Source organism: Stenotrophomonas sp. (genome assembly GCF_059505245.1).
In genome coordinates this window covers 166,607-183,841 of sequence record NZ_JCACKF010000050.1, presented here as the reverse complement: position 1 = coordinate 183,841, position 17,235 = coordinate 166,607, and the positions used below count along the sequence as shown (strand labels likewise).

The following is a 17,235-nucleotide window of genomic DNA, read 5'->3' as shown; positions in this document are numbered from 1 at the left end:
TTGAGCCAGCCCGGCCGCAGTCGGTCATGACCGGAATTCATCAATCCAGCCACGACCGATACCGGCCAGGTCAACGGATCTCCGAGATCTCCACGCCGTCCAGCCCCTGCGACAGGGTACGTGCGTCGCCGCCCTGGCTGAGCTTGATGCGCAGGCGCACCTCGTTCTGCGAATCGGCGTAGCGCAGCGCGTCCTCGTAGCTGATCTCGCCGGCCTGGTACAGCTCGAACAGGCTCTGGTCGAAGGTCTTCATGCCCAGCTGGACCGAGTCCTTCATCACTTCCTTCAGCTTGTGGATCTCGCCGTCGCGGATGTAGTCCTGCACCAGCGGCGTGCCCAGCAGGATCTCCATCGCCACCTTGCGCGAGCGGCCATCGGGCGATGGCACCAGCTGTTGCGCGACCACGCCCTTGAGATTCAGCGACAGGTCCATCAGCAGCTGGTTGCGGCGGTCTTCCGGGAAGAAGTTGACGATGCGGTCCATCGCCTGGTTGGCGTTGTTCGCATGCAGGGTGCACAGCACCAGGTGGCCGGTTTCGGCGAACGCGATGGCGTGATCCATGCCTTCGCGGGTACGCACCTCGCCGATCATGATCACGTCCGGCGCCTGGCGCAGGGTGTTCTTCAGCGCGGCTTCCCAGCTGTCGGTATCGATGCCGACTTCGCGCTGGGTGATGATGCAGCCCTCGTGCTTGTGCACGAACTCGATCGGGTCTTCGATGGTGATGATGTGGCCGGTCGAGTTCTGGTTGCGGTAACCGATCATCGCTGCCAGCGAGGTCGATTTACCGGTACCGGTGGCGCCGACGAACAGGATGATGCCGCGCTTGGTCATCGCCAGCGTCTTGATGATCGGCGGCAGGCTCAGTTCTTCCACGGTCGGAATGCGCGTCTCGATGCGACGCAGCACCATGCCGACCTGGTTGCGCTGGTAGAAGCAGCTGACGCGGAAGCGGCCGACGCCGGACAGGCCGATGGCGAAGTTGCATTCGTGCGTCTTCTCGAATTCCTCGCGCTGCGCCGGGGTCATCACGTTGAGGACCAGGTCGCGGCTCTGCTGCGGCGTGAGCGGGGTCTGGGTGATCGGCGAGATCTTGCCGTTGACCTTCATCGCCGGCGGCATGCCGGCCGTGATGAACAGGTCCGAGGCGCGCTGGTGCGCCATCAGCTTGAGGAACGAAGTGAAATCGATGGTGGTCGCGGTGCTGTTCACGGCGGGCTCCCAAGAGGGCATGTACCAGGAAACGGTCGGTGGAGGAAACGGCACGGAGACGGCGCCGCACTGGTGCACGCCGCCCGTGGTTGTCCCGCCTTACTCGAACAGGCGCTTGTCCTTGGCGTACTCGCGGGCCTGGTTGCGGGTGATCAGGCTGCGCTTGACCAGGTCCTGCAGGTGCTGGTCCAGGGTCATCATGCCGTACTGCTGGCCGGTCTGGATGGCCGAGTACATCTGCGCCACCTTGTCTTCGCGGATCAGGTTGCGGATGGCCGGGGTGCCGACCATGATTTCCCACGCTGCGGTACGACCGCCGCCAACCTTCTTCAGCAGCGCCTGCGAGATCACCGCACGCAGCGACTCGGACAGCATCGAACGCACCATCGGCTTTTCGCCGGCCGGGAACACGTCGATGATGCGGTCGATGGTCTTGGCCGCCGAGCTGGTGTGCAGGGTGCCGAACACCAGGTGGCCGGTTTCCGCGGCGGTCAGCGCCAGGCGAATGGTTTCCAGGTCGCGAAGTTCGCCGACCAGGATGATGTCCGGGTCCTCGCGCAGTGCCGAGCGCAGCGCTTCGTTGAAACCATGCGTATCGCGGTGCACTTCGCGCTGGTTGATCAGGCACTTCTGCGAGGTGTGCACGAATTCGATCGGATCCTCGACGGTGAGGATGTGGCCGTATTCGTTCTTGTTGATGTAGTCGATCATCGCCGCCAGCGTGGTCGACTTGCCCGAACCGGTGGGACCGGTCACCAGGATCAGGCCCTGCGGCTGCTGGATCACCTCGCGGAACAGCGGCGGGCAGGCCAGGTCCTCGAGGGTGAGCACCTCGGACGGAATGGTACGGAACACCGCACCGGCGCCACGGTTCTGGTTGAACGCGTTCACACGGAAGCGCGCCAGCGACGGGATCTCGAAGGAGAAGTCCACTTCGAGGAATTCCTCGTAATCGCGGCGCTGCTTGTCGGACATGATGTCGTACACCAGCGCATGGACCTGCTTGTGGTCCAGGGCCGGGATGTTGATCCGGCGAACGTCGCCGTCCACGCGGATCATCGGCGGCAGGCCTGCGGACAGGTGCAGGTCGGACGCTTTGTTCTTTACGGAAAACGCCAGCAGTTCGGCGATATCCATGAGCGGCTACTCCCCAATAACGGCTTCGACTGGAAGGATCTTTCCCCGGGCGGCAGTATAGCCTCCTGATTCAACGGAACGCGTTACGTGGCCACTCCCCTGCCCCAGATCCTGAGCAACCTGCATGCCGCCGCCGAGGCGGCCGGCCGGCCCGATCCGCGCCTGCTGGCCGTTTCCAAGACCCAACCGGCCGAGGCCGTGGCTGCGCTGGCCGCGCAGGGCCAGCAGGCCTTCGGCGAGAACTATGTGCAGGAAGCGCTGGCCAAGATGCAGGCGCTGCAGCACCTGGCGCTGGAGTGGCACCTGATCGGCCACCTGCAGTCGAACAAGGCCGAGGCCGTGGCCACCCACTTCGATTGGGTGCAGAGCGTGGACCGGCCCAAGCTGGTGACGGCGCTGGCGCGCCATCGCCCGGCAGCGCGTGGTCCGCTGAATGTGCTGATCCAGGTCAACATCGACGATGAATCCAGCAAGCACGGCTGTGCGTCGGAGGATGTCGAGGTGCTGGCCGCTGCGATTGCCGCCGAGCCCACCCTGCGCCTGCGTGGCCTGATGGCGATTCCCGCGCCATGGCCCGAGGCGGAACGCCGTCGGGATGCGTTCGTGCGCATGCGCACACTTTTCCAGTCGCTGGCCGCCCAGCACGCGCAGGTCGACACGCTGTCGATGGGCATGAGCAGCGACTACGCCGACGCCATCGCCGAGGGCGCCACCCTGGTGCGCATCGGCACCGCCCTGTTCGGCGCGCGCCCGCGCCCGGCCTGATCTTGCAAGGAGAGTTTCATGGCAGCTGATTCCATCACCTTCATCGGCGGCGGCAACATGGCGCGCAGCCTGATCGCTGGCCTGATCCGCCAGGGCGTGCCCGCCGCACACATCCACGTGGCCGAACCGGTTGCAGCACTGCGCGAGTCGCTGGCCACCGATTTCGGCGTGCAGGTGCACGACAATGCCGCCGATGCCGCCGCACAGGGCCGCACCTGGCTGCTGGCGGTGAAGCCACAGGTGCTGCGCGAGGTCTGCCAGTCGCTGCAGGCACTGGCCCAGGCAAGCCGGCCACTGGTGGTGTCGATCGCCGCCGGCATCACCAGCGCGCAGCTGGAACGCTGGCTGGGCGGCAACCTGCCGGTGGTGCGTGCAATGCCCAACACGCCGGCCCTGCTCGGCGCCGGCGTGACCGGCCTGTATGCCACGCCGTCGGTGGATGCACAGCAGCGCTCGCAGGCCGAACAGGTATTGGCCAGTGCCGGCCGTACCGTGTGGATCGAGCGCGAGGCGCTGATGGATTCGGTCACTGCCGTGTCCGGCAGCGGGCCGGCCTACGTGTTCCTGCTGGCCGAAGCGATGGAAGCGGCGGGCATTGCCCAGGGCCTGCCGGCCGACGCCGCGCGCACGCTGGTGGTGCAGACCCTGCTGGGCGCCTCGCGCATGCTGGATGAAGCCGGCGAAAGCCCGGCCGAGCTTCGCCGCCGTGTGACCTCGCCGAACGGCACCACCCAGGCCGCGATCGAGAGCTTCCAGGCCGGTGGTTTCGAAGTGCTGGTGGACAACGCGCTGCGTGCTGCGCAGGTGCGCGGGCAGGAATTGTCTGCGGCGAATGATTGATCCCGATGTGTGCCGACCAACGGTCGGCACCTACCATCATCCACGCATGGCGTGGATGTTCATTGCCCCAATGTGGTCATGACGAAATCCACGAAGCACTGCAGGCGCGGGCGCGGGCGTCGATCGGGCAGGTAGATCAGGTGCATCGGTCGCGGTTCGGGCAGGTAGTCGCGCAGCAGCGGCTTCAACCGCCCGGCCGCGATCTCGCCGGCCAGCAGTGCGGTCGGCTGCAGCACCAACCCGGCCCCGGCCACGGCGGCTTCGCGCAGCGCGAACCCGTCGTTGCAGGTCAGCCGCGCCTCCCAATCCACCTGTTCACCGTTGGCCAACTGCCAGCCATGGCCACCACGCCAGGCAAGATGGCTCAGGCAGTCATGCCCCTGCAGGTCCGCCGGCGTGCGTGGCGTGCCGCGCCTGCGCAGGTAAGACGGCGCCGCGCACAGGCTCATCGCATACGGCGGCAGCGGCCGCGCCACGACCTCCTGCGATGGCAACGGCCCGACCCGGATCGCCACGTCGAAGCCGTCCTCGATCAGGTCCACACGGCGGTTGCTCAGATCCAGTTCGATGTTCAACTGCGGCTGCGCGCGCAGCAGGCCGGCCAGCTGCGGCGCCAGCACGCAGCTGCCCCAGGTGGTCGGCGCACTGACCCGCAGCAGGCCACGCGGCTGTACCTGCAGACCGGCCACATCGGCCTCGGCCTGCTGCACCTGCTCCAGCACTTGCCGGCAGCCGGCCAGATAGGCGCTGCCGGCTTCGGTCAGGCGCTGGCGGCGGGTGTTCCGTTGCAGCAGCGCGGTACCCAGATGCGCCTCCAGCTGCTGGATGTACTTGCCCACCATCACCGCCGAGACCTGCAGCTGTTCGGCGGCGCCGGCGAAGCTGCCACGCTCGGCCACGGCAACGAAGGCCTGCATGCATCGAAGGGTATCCATTACTAATCCTTAGTTAGGAATCTGCGAATCATACGCCGCTTACCTAACCCCATTGTGAGGGCGCAGACTGCGCTCACTCCCTTACGCAAGGAACAGCCATGAAGATCCTCCTCGTTGGTGCCAGCGGCACCCTCGGCCAGGCAGTCGCCCGCCAGCTCGGCCAACAGCATCAGATTCTCGCCGCCGGCCGCAGCAGCGGCGAACTGCGCGTGGACCTGACCGATGACGCCAGCGTCGCCGAACTGTTCGCACGTACCGGCCCGGTCGATGCGGTGATTTCCACCGCCGGCAAGCTGCACTTCGGCCCGCTGCAGCAGATGACGCCGGCGCAGTTCAACCTCGGCCTGCAGGACAAATTGCTGGGCCAGGTGAGGCTGGCACTGGCCGCGCAGCATCATCTCAACAGCGGCGGCTCGATCACCCTGACCAGCGGCATCGTCAGCGCACAACCGATCCGCGACGGCGTCAACGCCACCTCGGTGAATGCCGCACTGGAAGGCTTCGTGCGCGCAGCCGCACTGGAGCTGCTGCCGCGCGGCCTGCGCATCAACGTGGTCAGCCCGAACGTACTGATCGAATCGATGGCCGCCTACGGCCCCTACTTCCCGGGCTTCGAGGCGGTAAGCGCACAGCGCGCGGCACTGGCCTTCCAGCGCGCGGTGGAAGGCATCCAGAGCGGCGAAACCATCACGGTATGGTAAGAAAAAGGGGACGGAGGGGATTAAGTCGCAAGTGCACAAACGACATAATCCCCTCCGTCCCCTTTTTGTCGCTCACTCCCAGCGCATCGGGCCGTCGCCGCGTTCGCCGAGGACGTCGCCGGGATTGGCCAGGCGGCAATGCTGCAGCGACAGGCAGCCACAACCGATGCAGCCGGTCAGTTCGTCGCGCAGCAGCTGCAGCATGTGGATGCGCTCTTCCAGCTCGGTGCGCCAGCGCGCGGACAACCTGGCCCAATCAGCTTTGGTCGGTGCGCGGCCGTCAGGCAGGCTTTCGAAGGCACGGCCGACTGCTTCCAGCGGCATGCCCACCCGCTGCGCCACGCGGATCACCGCCAACCGGCGCAGCACGTCCCGACTGTAACGCCGTTGGTTGCCCGAGGTGCGCAGGCTGCTGATCAGCCCCTTGCGCTCGTAGAAATGCAGTGCGGAAACGGCCACGCCACTGCGCTGGGAGACCTCGCCAACGCTGAGTTCCTGGGATGCCATTGCTTGACCTCAACTACAGTTGAGGTGGCATGCTGCTATCTTCGCCGCCCGTTGACAAGCGCGGCCTGCACCTGACCCGTATGACCCCGACCCTCTCTCCCGCCGACACCCACCTGCCGGCTGACAGCTCGATCCTGTCCGCGCGCTACCGCGCCACGACCATCGGCATGGTCGCGCTGGTCGCGCTGCACGCCTTCGAAGCACTGGCCGTCGCGGCCGCGATGCCCACCGTGGCCGAAGCACTCGATGGACTGCGCCTGTACGCGCTGGCCTTTGGCGGCACCCTGGCCACCAGTGTGATCGGCATGACCCTGGCCGGGCGCTGGGCCGATCGCCACGGCCCCGCGCGGCCACTCTGGTACGGCCTGGGCTGCTTCGTGCTGGGCCTATTGCTGGCCGGCTTTGCGACGCGCATGGGCATGCTGGTGGCCGGGCGCCTGATGCAGGGCCTGGGCGCGGGCGCGATTTCGGTCTCGCTGTACGTGATGGTCGGCCGCAGCTACCCCGAACACCTGCGGCCGAAGGTGTTCGCGGCGTTCTCCGCAGGCTGGGTGGTGCCCTCGATGGTCGGCCCGGCGTTGAGTGGCCTGATGGTGCAGCACCTGGGCTGGCGCTGGGTATTCCTGGCAGTGCCACTGCTGGCGATACCGGCCGCACTGCTGCTGCGCCCGGCACTGGCGCGCATGCAACCTCCCGTTGCGGTCTGCAACGATGGCGAGCGCAGCAACGTGGTGCGCTGGGCCTCTGGCGCCTCACTGGCCGCACTACTGCTCTACGTCGGCGGCCAGCAACAGGGCATGGCCGCCCTGCTCTGCATCGGCGTGGCGATGCTGGCGCTGCTGTTCTGCGTGCATCGGCTGCTGCCGGCCGGAACCCTGATCCTGCGCCGCGGCCTGCCCAGCGTGATCGCGTTGCGCGGCATCGCTGCAGCGGCGTTCTTCGCCTGCGAGGCCTATCTGCCCCTGCTGCTGCAGCGCGAACGCGGGCTTTCGCCCAGCTGGGCCGGCGCCGTGCTCAGCCTCGGTGCGCTGGGCTGGTTCGCCGGTTCATGGCTGCAGGGCCACCAGCAGCGTGGCTGGTCACGCCAGCAGCTGCTGCGCGTTGGCACGGTGATGATGACGGTCGGCATCGCCGCAACGCTGTCGGTGCTGTTCAACCCGATGCCGCTGCCGGTCGCGCTGGTCGGCTGGGCCGTGACCGGCTTCGGCATGGGCATGATCTACGCCAGCCTGTCGGTGCTGACCCTGTCGCTGTCAGCACCGCATGAGCAGGGTGCCAATACCTCGGCGCTGCAGCTGAGCGAGGCGTTGTCGGTGACCACCGCGCTGGCGGTGTCCGGCGCGTTGTTCGCCATGTTCGTGGAAAGCGCGCCGCACACCGGCTACCTGCTGTGCCTGGCCATCACCTTCGGTCTGGCGGTGCTGGCCGCAGTGATCGCGCGGCGGGTGTAGCGCCGCCGGATTCCGGTAGTGCCGGCCGCTGGCCGGCAACCTCCGCGCACGCGGGAATCCCATGATGGCGACGGCCAGAGGCCGGCATTACCGTGTACCGGCCCCCACATCATCGATATCCCGATGCAGGATGCGGCGCACTTCCAGCACGGCCTGCGGGGTCTCCTGCACGCTGTGGCCGGAAATGATCACCTTCTCCGACAGCGCGCCCGGCAGATGCGCGCTCCAGTACGGCACCAGCCCGTCATCGGACTTCTCCACCGGCAGCTCCGGCTTGCGCTGGGCGATGATCGAGTGGTACTTCAGGCCCGCTTCGATCGGCAGCTGTGCGGCGGCCTTCACGAACGGATCGCTGGCCTTGAGGTTGTCGATGCTGTTGGGAATCTTCGGCTTGGCGGTGCCGTCGACCTGCTGCTCGGCCTGTGCCAGCGCCATGAACACGTCCTCGAACTTGCCGAGAATGGTCAGCGGCAGGCGTACCAGGCGCCCGATCAGCCGCCCGACCTTGTTGCCGGCGATATCCGTGCCCTGGTGCGGCGCGGCGATGAAGATCGCGCGTTCCACGTTCGGCTGCGCCTTGAAATGCAGCAGTGGCCCCAGCTTGGCCTGCACCCGCTTCAGCCGCTCACCCTTCAGGTCATAGTTGGCCAGCAGGTCATCCCACAGCACATCACCCGAGTCGCTCACCAGCAGCCGCGCGAGCACGCCGCCCATGCTGTGGCCGATATAGACCATGTCCTTCGATGCGCGCGTGCTGCCGTTGGGGTCGAAGTGCTTGAGCGTGTCATTGAACGCGTTGGCGATCTCGTAGCGGTTCAGCGCGATCGGTGCATTGGTCGGGTAGTAGACCTGCCACACCTGGAACTGCTGGCGCAGCTCGGGGTCGCCCATGATCTCGTTGGCCAGGTTCACCCAGGCTTCCGGGCTGCTGGCCAGGCCGTGCAGCATGAAGATGATGCGGCGGTTCGGGTCCCACGGCTGCATCAGGTAGATGTGCGGTTCGCCGATGCCCTCACTCATGCCGAACAGGGTGCGCAGTGACTGCCGGGCGAAGCCACTCTGCGCCAGCCACAGGCCGTAGGCAGCGGTGAAATTGCCGGCCAGCGGCACCTGTTCGCCGTGCAGGGTGATGCGTTCAGTGGCCTCCGGCGAATAGGCGTCCAGCTCGACCCGGCGCGTGCGCATCACGTCTTCCAGGCTGCTGCCTTCGAAACGCAGCAGCGCGGTGACGTTGATCGAGGACATCTCGCTGAATTCCGGCACCGAATCGTCATGCCGATGGCGGCGGCCACGGCGCTCGTCGTCAGCATCATCCGCCGCTGTTTCCGCCTTCGGCCCATCGCCCGCGATCACCGGCGCGACCAGCTTGGGCGGGTCCATCACCATCACCAGCTCAGCACCGAAGCCATCGCGGCGATAGGTGCTGCGCAGGCCGACGAAGCTGACCGTGCCGGCCGGCACCAACTGCGCCGGAATGCTCTTCAGGTTCAACTGCTGGTAGTTGGAGGCCAGCGACCAGCTGCCGACCGAGATCGGCTTCGTATAGTCCTCGCCGGCCAGTGCCGCTGCACGCGCGCGCACGAACAGCACCACCGCCGCCTTCTCGGCGGCGTAGTTGTAGTAGTCGCGCACCTGCGTCTGCCGGTCCTCGAAGGCGCGGTCGGACGGCGAGCGGCCGCTGTAGAACAGGTAGGCATAGGCATAGCGCGCGGCTTCCAGCCAGGCATCCAGCGCCGCATCGCTCATCGGCGGATCGCCGGCGGCGGTCTTCTTCGGCGTCAGCGCCAGTGCGGCCTTCACCCACAGTTCGGACAGCGCCGACAGCCGCTGCTCGACGTTGAGGTCATCGGTCATCAACAACGTGCTGCGGCAGACCAGGAAGTCCTTCTCGCACTGCGACTCATCCAGGCCCGCCGCGCTGAGCGTCTCGCGCGCGGCCGGGCTGAGCTTGCCGGTGTTGAGCACATCGGCGCGCTTGTTCACCAGCGAATCGCTGGACTTCACCTGCTTGACAGTCACCATCGCGCAGCCGCTGCTGCCCAGCAGCAGGAAGGCGGCGAACAACACCGGCAGCACGCGCTGCCAGCGGATCAGGAATAGTCGGGTCATTACTGCGGGTCCTGCTCGGTGCCGGGCACGCCCTGGCGGATCACGGTGGAGAAGTGGTCGCCGCTGCCCAGGTCCAGCGCACGCTGGGTGATGCGGCCCTTGTCATGCAGTTCGGCATAAGGCACGCCCGGCGTGAGCGCGCCGACCTCCTGTGCGTATTCGGCCAGGTAGCCGGACAGCAGCAGGCGGTAGTCCAGCGGCAGGCGCGGCGCGATGTGGCGGGCCAGATCGAAGACGATGGTGGTGCAGTTGCTGGTGAGCGTGTTGTAGAAGCCCGGCTTCGCATCCAGTTCGCGCGCCTGCGCGATGTACGCGGCGAACAGTTGCTTCAGTTGCGCCTGGTCCATGCCGTGCAGGCGGTACAGGTAGACATCCTCGCCACGCGCGTTGGTGCGGGTGCGGATGATGTCGGTCTCCTCCGCGGCCACCAGGGTCATCTCGAATTTGCGGAAGAAGCCGCCCAGCGCCGAGAACGATTCGCCGCGTTCCTTGCGGATCTCCAGCGAGAACACCACGTGGCGCCCATCCTCGAAACCGAACGAGATCAGGGTGTGGGCGATCGCCGGGCCCATCCAGTACGACAGCACCAGATCGGCCGAGCGGAGTTGGTCCAGGTCGTACGCGCGGCGCACCCAGTGCGCGTCGTAGTCGGTCTCGCTGCGCCAGGTGAAATCACGCACGTTGTCGAGCACCACGTGGCGCCCGTCGAAGGACACCACGTGCAGGCGCTGGGCCACGTCATCGGCCCAGACGCGGTCCTGGCGCGGGGTGAGCAGCAGCCACCACAGGCCGGCCAGCGCCAGCGACGCGCCGAACGCCATGCCCAGGCGACGATGGCCACGGCCACGCGCGACCTGCCACGACGCCCACAGCGCAACCAGCAGCCACAGCACCGCAATGCCATTGGCCAGCCAGCCCGGCCCCGGCATCTGATAGGCCAGCAGCCCGGTCACCCACAACGCTGCCAGCGCCATGGCACTTCCTGTCATCCAACGTCCTGCGGCTCTCACTGGCATCCTGTCGCGGTCCCGAAGCCGCATAGTTAGCCACAAGCGGGTTCACCGTGGCATCTACGGCCCGTTCAGGGACCGCGGCGCACCGTCTGCGGCGGTCCATGCGGCCAGGTTCACCTCACAGGAGCAACGATGGGTATCACTTCCGTGGCCGGCGTTCCGGTCCAACCCCAGCACCGCGCCACCTGCCACTGCGGCACGGTCGAGCTGTTGCTGGACCTCCCGGACGGCATCGTCGACCCGCGCCGCTGCGACTGCTCGATGTGCCGGCGCCGGGGTGCCATCGCCGCCAGCGTCCCCCGCCAGGGCCTGCAGGTGGTGCGCGGGCAGCATCACCTGCAGAAGTACCAGTTCAACACCCATGTGGCCGAGCACTACTTCTGCGGGGTGTGCGGCATCTACACCCATCACCGGCGCCGCTCCAACCCCGACCAGTACGGCTACAACGTGGCCTGCCTGGAGGGCATCGACCCGTTCGCGCTGGGGGTGATCCCGGTCAGCGACGGGGTCAACCACCCATCAGACCGCACCGGCTAGTGGCGCGTGCGCCGCGGTGGCGTGGCCACCTTCTGCCAGGGCGCCACGCCGCTGCGCCCGGCCCGCGCCGGGCGTTTCAGCCAGGGCCGGCGTGACGGTGCCTGTGGCGCGTCCTCGACCGGGGGAGGAAGCGGTCGACGGCTGGGCCAGAGATGGTCGAGCAGCCACATGGCAGGTCTCCGTGGGGGACGGGGACGATCAACACTAGGCCCGGGTGGGCATAGGCGGCGTGAGCGGGACACGACAACGGGATGACGGCGGAGGCGGCGATGAGCCTGCTACACCATGTCCCCGACCAAGGCACCTGTCCTTTTCCGCAGCAACAGGCGCAACACGGCGGCACAGGCGGCGGTCAGCAGCGCCAGTACACGCAGCAGTGTCGCCAGCGCCTCACTACTGGCGTGCTGCAGCTGCATGCGGCTCATCGTCGGTAGCAGTGCCTGCGCCTGTTCCCGCGCCCCCGTGGCCAGATAGGCACCGGCACGCACCAGCGGTGCCGGCGACGCGCCCTGCAGCTGATGGCCGATCAGCAGCGCAAGCAAGGCAGTGACTGCGGCCAACGCGATGCCTTCGCCGGCCACCCGCACGGTTCCGAATATGCCTGCGGCCATGCCGGCACGTTGCACCGGTACCACGCTCACCGACAGTCCATCCATCAGCCCCCACGGCAAAGCCGTGCCTGCGCCGACCAGCATCAGCAGCGGCACCCACTGCGCGGGCGACGGGTGCGACGCCTGCCGCGACAACAGGTACAGGCCGGCGGCACACACCAGCAGACCCAGCGTGCACAACCGCGCGCTTCCCACGCGCTCCGCCCAACGCGCGGCCAGCATCGGCAGGACCAGCATCGGCGCGGACAGCGCCAGCATCTGCAGTCCCACCAGCGTCGCGCTCTGGCCATGCACGCCCAGCAGTTGCAGAGGTAACGCGACCAGCAGCACCACGTAGCCGAAGCAGGTCGCCACCGGCAGCAGCTGGACACCGAGGAACGCCGGTTGTGAGAACAGTGAGAGGTCCAGCAACGGTGAGGGGTGCCGCCGTTCGATGAAGACGAACACCCCGCCCAACAGCAGCGTCACCAGCAGCGCCAGCCGCACGCGCGCGGCATGCAGGCCGAACTCGCCCAGCCACAGCAGCGCCAGGGTCAACGCCGCCAGCGTCAGGCTGAAACTCAGCATGCCGCCGATATCCAGCGGTCGGCGCTCGCCATGACTTTCAGGCAACGCGCGTGCCCCCAGGCCGAAGGCCACCAACGTGAGCACACCGCCCGCGGCGAACACGCTGCGCCATCCCAATGTCTGCAGCAGCAGGCCCGCGAGCAGGGGCCCCAGCGCCAGCCCCATGCCGAACGTGGTGCCCAGCAGGGCGAAGACACGGGCACGCGCCGGCCCCTGCCAGGCCTGTGCTAGCAGCGCCGTGCCGGATGCCAGCGCCGCCGCCGCGGCAACGCCCTGCAACCCGCGCGCCAGATCCAGCCATAGCAGCGTGCGAGCAAGGCAGACGGCGGCGGTGGCGGTGGTGAAGCCCGCCGTGCCCAGCAGGAACAGCCGCCGACGGCCATATCGATCGGCCAAGCCGCCCGCAGCGAGCAACAGACTGCCGAAGGTGAGCATGAAGGCGTTGGTCACCCAGGCCAGCGCGGTGGGCGAAGCCGCCGCGGAACGGGCCAGCGCCGGCACCGCGACTGCACCGGCAGAGAAGGACAACGGCAACGCCAGCGCGGCCAGGCAGACCGCAAGCAGCGCCCAGCGCTGCTGCGCGCGGACAGGTACAGGGAGCATCGAATCCGGGGCCATGCGGGCCTCCATCCATCAGGGGCATTGATGATGGACAGGCCGCTATTCCAGAAAAACAGGCTCGGTGGATGTTGATTGCGGCGAGATGTTCCGCAATCATCCAAGCATGGACTCCATCTCCGCCCTGCTCGCCTTCGTCCGCACCGCGGAGGCCGGCAGCATTGTCGGTGCCGCCCGCGTACTCGGCCTGTCAGCCTCGGCCGTCGGCAAGCGCATCGCCCGGCTTGAACAGGAACTCGGCACGCGCCTGTTCCAGCGCACCACCCGCCGCGTGCATCTCACCGACGAAGGCGAACTGCTGCTGCAGCGCTGCCGGCGTGCACTGGACGAGCTTTCCGAAGCACAGGCGGACTTGGCGCAGCGACAGCACGCCCCCAGCGGGCTGCTGCGCATCGGCCTGCCCACCATCGGCTACCGCTTCCTGCTGCCGGTGCTGCCCGGCTTCCAGCAACGCTATCCGCAGGTGCAGCTGGAACTGGACTTCAACGACCGCATCGTCGATGTGGTCAGCGAAGGCCTGGATGCGGTGATACGCAGTGGCGAACTGGCTGATTCCAGCCTGACCGCACGGCGGCTGGGGGGTTTTCGTTTCATCCTCTGTGCGGCGCCGGGCTATCTGCAGATGCATGGAACGCCCGGCGATGTGGGCGACCTGCGCATGCATACCGCGCTGCGCTTCCGTTACCCCACCACCGGAAAGCTGCATGCGTGGCAGCTGCCCGGCATCGAAGGCGACGCCGGGGCGCGCCTTTCCACGGCGATGACCTGCAACAACATGGAAGCCGTGCTGGCCGCTGCGATCGGATGCATGGGCCTGGCCTGGATGCCTGACTTCCTCGCCGCTGACGCGCTGGCCGATGGCCGCCTGCAACAGGTGCTGCCCACACTGCCCACGCACCAGGGGCAGTTCTCGCTGCTGTGGCCCGGCGGGCGCCATCCCAGTGCACGCCTGCGGGTGTTCATCGACTACGCCGTTGCGCACCTTTTCCGCAGCCCCCCGGAAAAGGGGACGGAGGGGATTAAGTCGTAATTGGTCCTGCTGTGCCTGAAACGACTTAATCCCCTCCGTCCCCTTTTTCCTAGCGGCTGAAGCGGCGCGCGCCGGCGACGCAGATCACCGCGACCAGAGTCACCAGCACCATGCTGAGGCGGACCGACTCGTCCAGCAGCAGCGCGGCCAGGGCCAGGCCGAAGAACGGCTGCAGCAGCTGCAGCTGGCCGACGGCAGCGATGCCGCCCTGGGCCAGCCCGCGGTACCAGAACAGGAAGCCGATCAGCATGCTGAACACTGCCACGTAGCCCAGTGCCCACCACGCCGAGGCACCGACCGCAGTGAACGAGGCCGGGCGCATCAGCACCGTCAGCGGCAGCATCACCGGCAACGCCAGCAGCAGTGCCCAGCTGATCACCTGCCAGCCGCCCAGATGACGGGCGAGCCGACCACCTTCCGCGTAGCCCAGCCCGCACACCACGATCGCCGCCAGCATCAGCAGGTCGGCCTGCAACGAGGCTTCGATTCCGTTGCGCGCGGCATAGCCGACCACGCAGGCACTGCCCAGCAACGAGAACAGCCAGAACGCCGGGCGCGGCCGATCGCCACCGCGCAGCACGCCGAACACCGCTGTACTCAACGGCAGCAGGCCAAGGAACACGATGGTGTGCGCCGACGACGCGTGACGCAGCGCGAGCGCGGTCAGCAGCGGGAAGCCGACCACAACGCCGAGGCTGACCACCACCAGCCCCGGCAGGTCGCCGCGCCGCGGCCATGGCTGGCGCAGCAGAAGCAGCAGCCCCAGACCGAGCACCGCGGCGATGGTGGCGCGTGCGGCGGTGACGAACCCGGCATCCAGCTGCAGCACCGCCAGGCGGGTGGCCGGCAATGAGCCGGCGAAGATCACCACACCGATGAAGCCATTGATCCAACCACTCGCCGACCGTTCCACGCCTGTACTCCTGAAGGTGCCGGACGATGCCCGGCTGCACCTGTATGGAAGCATCCGGCGCGGAACGACCCCAGCTACAATCCAGTACAGCCGCAAGTAACTGTACTGCCCACACTTCCACTACGGTTCCACCATGCCGCGCCCGCTCACCCGCATCGAATCGGTCATCCAGACCGTCCGCACCCGCATCAGTGCACGGGTGGATGGCCCCGGCTCCCGCCTGCCTTCGGTACGTGCGCAGGCGGCGACCATGGGGGTTTCAGTCTCCACCGTGGTCGAGGCCTACGAGCGCCTGGCGGCCGAAGGCCTGATCAGTGCGCGCGCAGGCTCGGGCTTCTACGTCAGTGGCCCAGCCGCACCGCTGGCGCTGGCCGAAATGGAGCCGCGGCTGGATCGCGCGGTGGATCCGCTGTGGGTGTCACGGCAATCGCTGGAAACGCCCGCGGGCGATCTCAAGCCAGGGTGCGGCTGGATGCCCAGTGACTGGCTGTATCACGATGGCGTGCGCCGCGGCCTGCGCCGGCTGTCGCGTGCCGATGCCATGCAACTGGTGGACTACGCCGGTCCGCTCGGGCTGCCCGCGTTGCGCCAGCTGCTGCAAAGGCGCAGCGCCACGCTTGGCATCGATGCACCGATGGAGCAGATCCTGCTGACCGAATCCGGTACGCACGCAGTCGATCTGCTCTGCCGTTTCCTGCTCAAGCCCGGCGACTGCGTGCTGGTCGATGACCCGAGCTACTTCAATTACCACGCGCTGCTCAAGGCGCACCAGGTGCAGGCCATCGGCGTGCCGTACACGCACAGCGGCCCGGACCTGGAGGCGTTCGCGCAAGCCCTGCAGGCGCATTCGCCGCGGCTGTACATCACCAATTCCGGCCTGCACAACCCGACCGGCGCGGTGCTTTCGGCCAACACCGCGCACCGCCTGCTGGGCCTGGCCGAACGCAGCGAGTTGATCATCGTCGAGGACGACATCTTCGCCGACTTCGAACTGCAGCCGGCACCGCGGCTGGCCGCGCTCGATGGACTGTCACGGGTGATCCACGTCGGCAGTTTCTCCAAGACGCTGTCGGCAGCGTCGCGCTGCGGCTACATCGCTGCGCGCCACGACTGGATAGAAGCACTGACCGACCTGAAGCTGGCCACCAGCTTTGGCGGCGGCCATCTGGCCGCGCAGTTGATGCACATCGCGCTGACCGATAGCGGTTACCGCCGCCACATGCAGTCGATACGTTCGCGCCTGGCCGATGCACGCCGGCACACACTGCGGAAACTGCAGGCGCTGGGCATCACGCCGTGGCTGCAGCCGGAAGCCGGCCTGTTCCTGTGGTGCCAGCTGCCCGACGGCCGCGACGCCGCCGCACTGGCGCGGCAATGCCTGCGCGAGGGCATCGTGCTGGCGCCGGGCAACGCGTTCAGCCAGTCGCAGCGCGCGGCCGACTATCTGCGCTTCAACGTCTCGCAGTGCCAGGACCCGAGGATCTGGCAGGTGCTGGCGCGGGCGTTGCGCTGAGCTGGATGCAAGCCGGTCAGCGCAGGCAGGAGCGACCCGCGGCAAAGGCACTTGCATGCCACGGTACAGTGGTATGTCCCTGTTGCAGGAATGCACGCATGTCTTCGTTCTCCGATCCGCAGGCCGTTGCCCGCTATGCCGAGGGCCCGCTGCGCCAGGTGCCGGGCTTCCTCGCGTTGCAGCAGATGAGTCGCCTGCTGCTGGCCGAACACGTTCCTGCGCAGGGCCGCGTGCTGGTGCTGGGCGCCGGTGGCGGGCTGGAGCTGAAGGCATTTGCCGAGGCGCAGCCGGGCTGGCAGCTGCTGGGCGTGGACCCGGCTGCACCGATGCTGGCCCTGGCCGAACAGACACTGGGCCAGCTGATGTCGCGCGTGCAGTTGCTGGAAGGCTACATCGACGATGCCCCCGACGTGCGCTTCGATGGTGCCAGCTGCCTGCTGACCCTGCACTTCCTCGACGGCGCGCAGCGCCTGCACACGCTGCGGGAGCTGCACAGGCGCCTGCAGCCCGGCGCGCCGCTGGTGGTGGCCCACCACAGCGTGCCGCAGGATCCGGCCGGCAAGCTGCGCTGGTTGCAGCGCTACGCCGCGTTCGCCGAAGCCTCCGGCGTTGCCCACGCCGATGCACAGCGCGCGATCGACGCCATTGCCGAGCGGCTGCCGCTGCTGGCCCCCGAACAGGAGGTCGCCCTGCTGCAGGAGGCCGGCTTCGACGATGTGGAGCTGTTCTATGCGGGCTTCAGCTTCAAGGGCTGGGTGGCGTACGCCGGCTGATG

General features: G+C 67.6%; 15 protein-coding genes and 1 pseudogene. 8 read left to right on the top strand and 8 right to left on the bottom strand.

Annotation, left to right across the window (positions count from 1 at the left end; all coding sequences use genetic code 11):
* Positions 1 to 70 precede the first annotated feature (70 nt).
* A complete protein-coding gene (locus tag AC5JLE_RS20045) occupies positions 71 to 1,234 on the bottom strand; it encodes a PilT/PilU family type 4a pilus ATPase (protein WP_042358565.1) in 1,164 nt (387 codons plus the stop codon).
* Positions 1,235 to 1,312: 78 nt separating this feature from the next.
* Positions 1,313 to 2,350, bottom strand: coding sequence for a type IV pilus twitching motility protein PilT (locus AC5JLE_RS20040; RefSeq protein ID WP_004147099.1), 1,038 nt, complete (start codon positions 2,348 to 2,350; stop codon positions 1,313 to 1,315).
* A gap of 87 nt (positions 2,351 to 2,437) precedes the next feature.
* On the opposite strand from AC5JLE_RS20040, the gene AC5JLE_RS20035 reads away from it, so the two are divergent.
* Together AC5JLE_RS20035 and proC are read left to right on the top strand one after the other, a co-directional pair.
* Positions 2,438 to 3,115: a YggS family pyridoxal phosphate-dependent enzyme gene (locus AC5JLE_RS20035; RefSeq protein ID WP_197556784.1), complete on the top strand. Its 678-nt coding sequence runs from the start codon at positions 2,438 to 2,440 to the stop codon at positions 3,113 to 3,115.
* Positions 3,116 to 3,133: 18 nt separating this feature from the next.
* On the top strand, positions 3,134 to 3,955 hold the full coding sequence (gene proC / locus AC5JLE_RS20030) for a pyrroline-5-carboxylate reductase (protein WP_164166504.1): 822 nt from the start codon (positions 3,134 to 3,136) through the stop codon (positions 3,953 to 3,955).
* 59 nt (positions 3,956 to 4,014) lie between these two features.
* On the opposite strand, the gene AC5JLE_RS20025 is transcribed toward proC, so the two are convergent.
* The gene (locus tag AC5JLE_RS20025; RefSeq protein ID WP_032958506.1) at positions 4,015 to 4,890 is read right to left on the bottom strand and encodes a LysR family transcriptional regulator; all 876 of its coding nucleotides are present in this window, start codon (positions 4,888 to 4,890) and stop codon (positions 4,015 to 4,017) included.
* 71 nt (positions 4,891 to 4,961) lie between these two features.
* On the opposite strand from AC5JLE_RS20025, the pseudogene AC5JLE_RS20020 reads away from it, so the two are divergent.
* Positions 4,962 to 5,591 (top strand): annotated as a pseudogene (locus tag AC5JLE_RS20020) (short chain dehydrogenase); the annotation flags it as partial.
* A 72-nt stretch (positions 5,592 to 5,663) separates the two neighbouring features.
* Here the strand turns inward: AC5JLE_RS20020 and soxR are convergent.
* Complete coding sequence (soxR, locus tag AC5JLE_RS20015) at positions 5,664 to 6,098, bottom strand: redox-sensitive transcriptional activator SoxR (protein ID WP_021202603.1); 435 nt, start codon at positions 6,096 to 6,098, stop codon at positions 5,664 to 5,666.
* Positions 6,099 to 6,127: 29 nt separating this feature from the next.
* On the opposite strand from soxR, the gene AC5JLE_RS20010 reads away from it, so the two are divergent.
* Positions 6,128 to 7,549, top strand: a complete 1,422-nt coding sequence (locus AC5JLE_RS20010) for an MFS transporter (RefSeq protein WP_262216577.1) — start codon at positions 6,128 to 6,130, stop codon at positions 7,547 to 7,549.
* An 87-nt stretch (positions 7,550 to 7,636) separates the two neighbouring features.
* Here the strand turns inward: AC5JLE_RS20010 and AC5JLE_RS20005 are convergent, their stop codons facing one another.
* Both AC5JLE_RS20005 and AC5JLE_RS20000 read right to left on the bottom strand, forming a co-directional pair.
* Entirely contained in the window at positions 7,637 to 9,658 is a 2,022-nt protein-coding gene (locus tag AC5JLE_RS20005; RefSeq protein ID WP_046429242.1) for an esterase/lipase family protein, read from the bottom strand.
* Positions 9,658 to 10,632, bottom strand: coding sequence for an Lnb N-terminal periplasmic domain-containing protein (locus AC5JLE_RS20000; protein WP_014646210.1), 975 nt, complete (start codon positions 10,630 to 10,632; stop codon positions 9,658 to 9,660). Before AC5JLE_RS20000 ends, AC5JLE_RS20005 begins: the two co-directional genes overlap by 1 nt.
* Positions 10,633 to 10,803: 171 nt before the next feature.
* Between AC5JLE_RS20000 and AC5JLE_RS19995 the strand changes: the two genes are divergently transcribed.
* A complete protein-coding gene (locus AC5JLE_RS19995) occupies positions 10,804 to 11,208 on the top strand; it encodes a GFA family protein (RefSeq protein ID WP_014646209.1) in 405 nt (134 codons plus the stop codon).
* 278 nt (positions 11,209 to 11,486) lie between these two features.
* On the opposite strand, the gene AC5JLE_RS19990 is transcribed toward AC5JLE_RS19995, so the two are convergent.
* A complete protein-coding gene (locus AC5JLE_RS19990; RefSeq protein ID WP_495202771.1) occupies positions 11,487 to 13,004 on the bottom strand; it encodes an MFS transporter in 1,518 nt (505 codons plus the stop codon).
* Positions 13,005 to 13,110: 106 nt separating this feature from the next.
* On the opposite strand from AC5JLE_RS19990, the gene AC5JLE_RS19985 reads away from it, so the two are divergent.
* Positions 13,111 to 14,034 (top strand): LysR substrate-binding domain-containing protein, encoded by a 924-nt coding sequence (locus AC5JLE_RS19985; protein WP_262216575.1) that lies wholly within the window; start codon positions 13,111 to 13,113, stop codon positions 14,032 to 14,034.
* Positions 14,035 to 14,083: 49 nt separating this feature from the next.
* Here the strand turns inward: AC5JLE_RS19985 and AC5JLE_RS19980 are convergent, their stop codons facing one another.
* On the bottom strand, positions 14,084 to 14,947 hold the full coding sequence (locus AC5JLE_RS19980; protein WP_262216574.1) for a DMT family transporter: 864 nt from the start codon (positions 14,945 to 14,947) through the stop codon (positions 14,084 to 14,086).
* Between the two features lie 133 nt (positions 14,948 to 15,080).
* On the opposite strand from AC5JLE_RS19980, the gene AC5JLE_RS19975 reads away from it, so the two are divergent.
* Together AC5JLE_RS19975 and AC5JLE_RS19970 are read left to right on the top strand one after the other, a co-directional pair.
* Positions 15,081 to 16,460, top strand: coding sequence for an aminotransferase-like domain-containing protein (locus AC5JLE_RS19975; RefSeq protein WP_041863130.1), 1,380 nt, complete (start codon positions 15,081 to 15,083; stop codon positions 16,458 to 16,460).
* 98 nt (positions 16,461 to 16,558) lie between these two features.
* Positions 16,559 to 17,233, top strand: a complete 675-nt coding sequence (locus AC5JLE_RS19970; RefSeq protein ID WP_164109383.1) for a class I SAM-dependent methyltransferase — start codon at positions 16,559 to 16,561, stop codon at positions 17,231 to 17,233.
* The last annotated feature ends 2 nt before the right edge of the window (positions 17,234 to 17,235 follow it).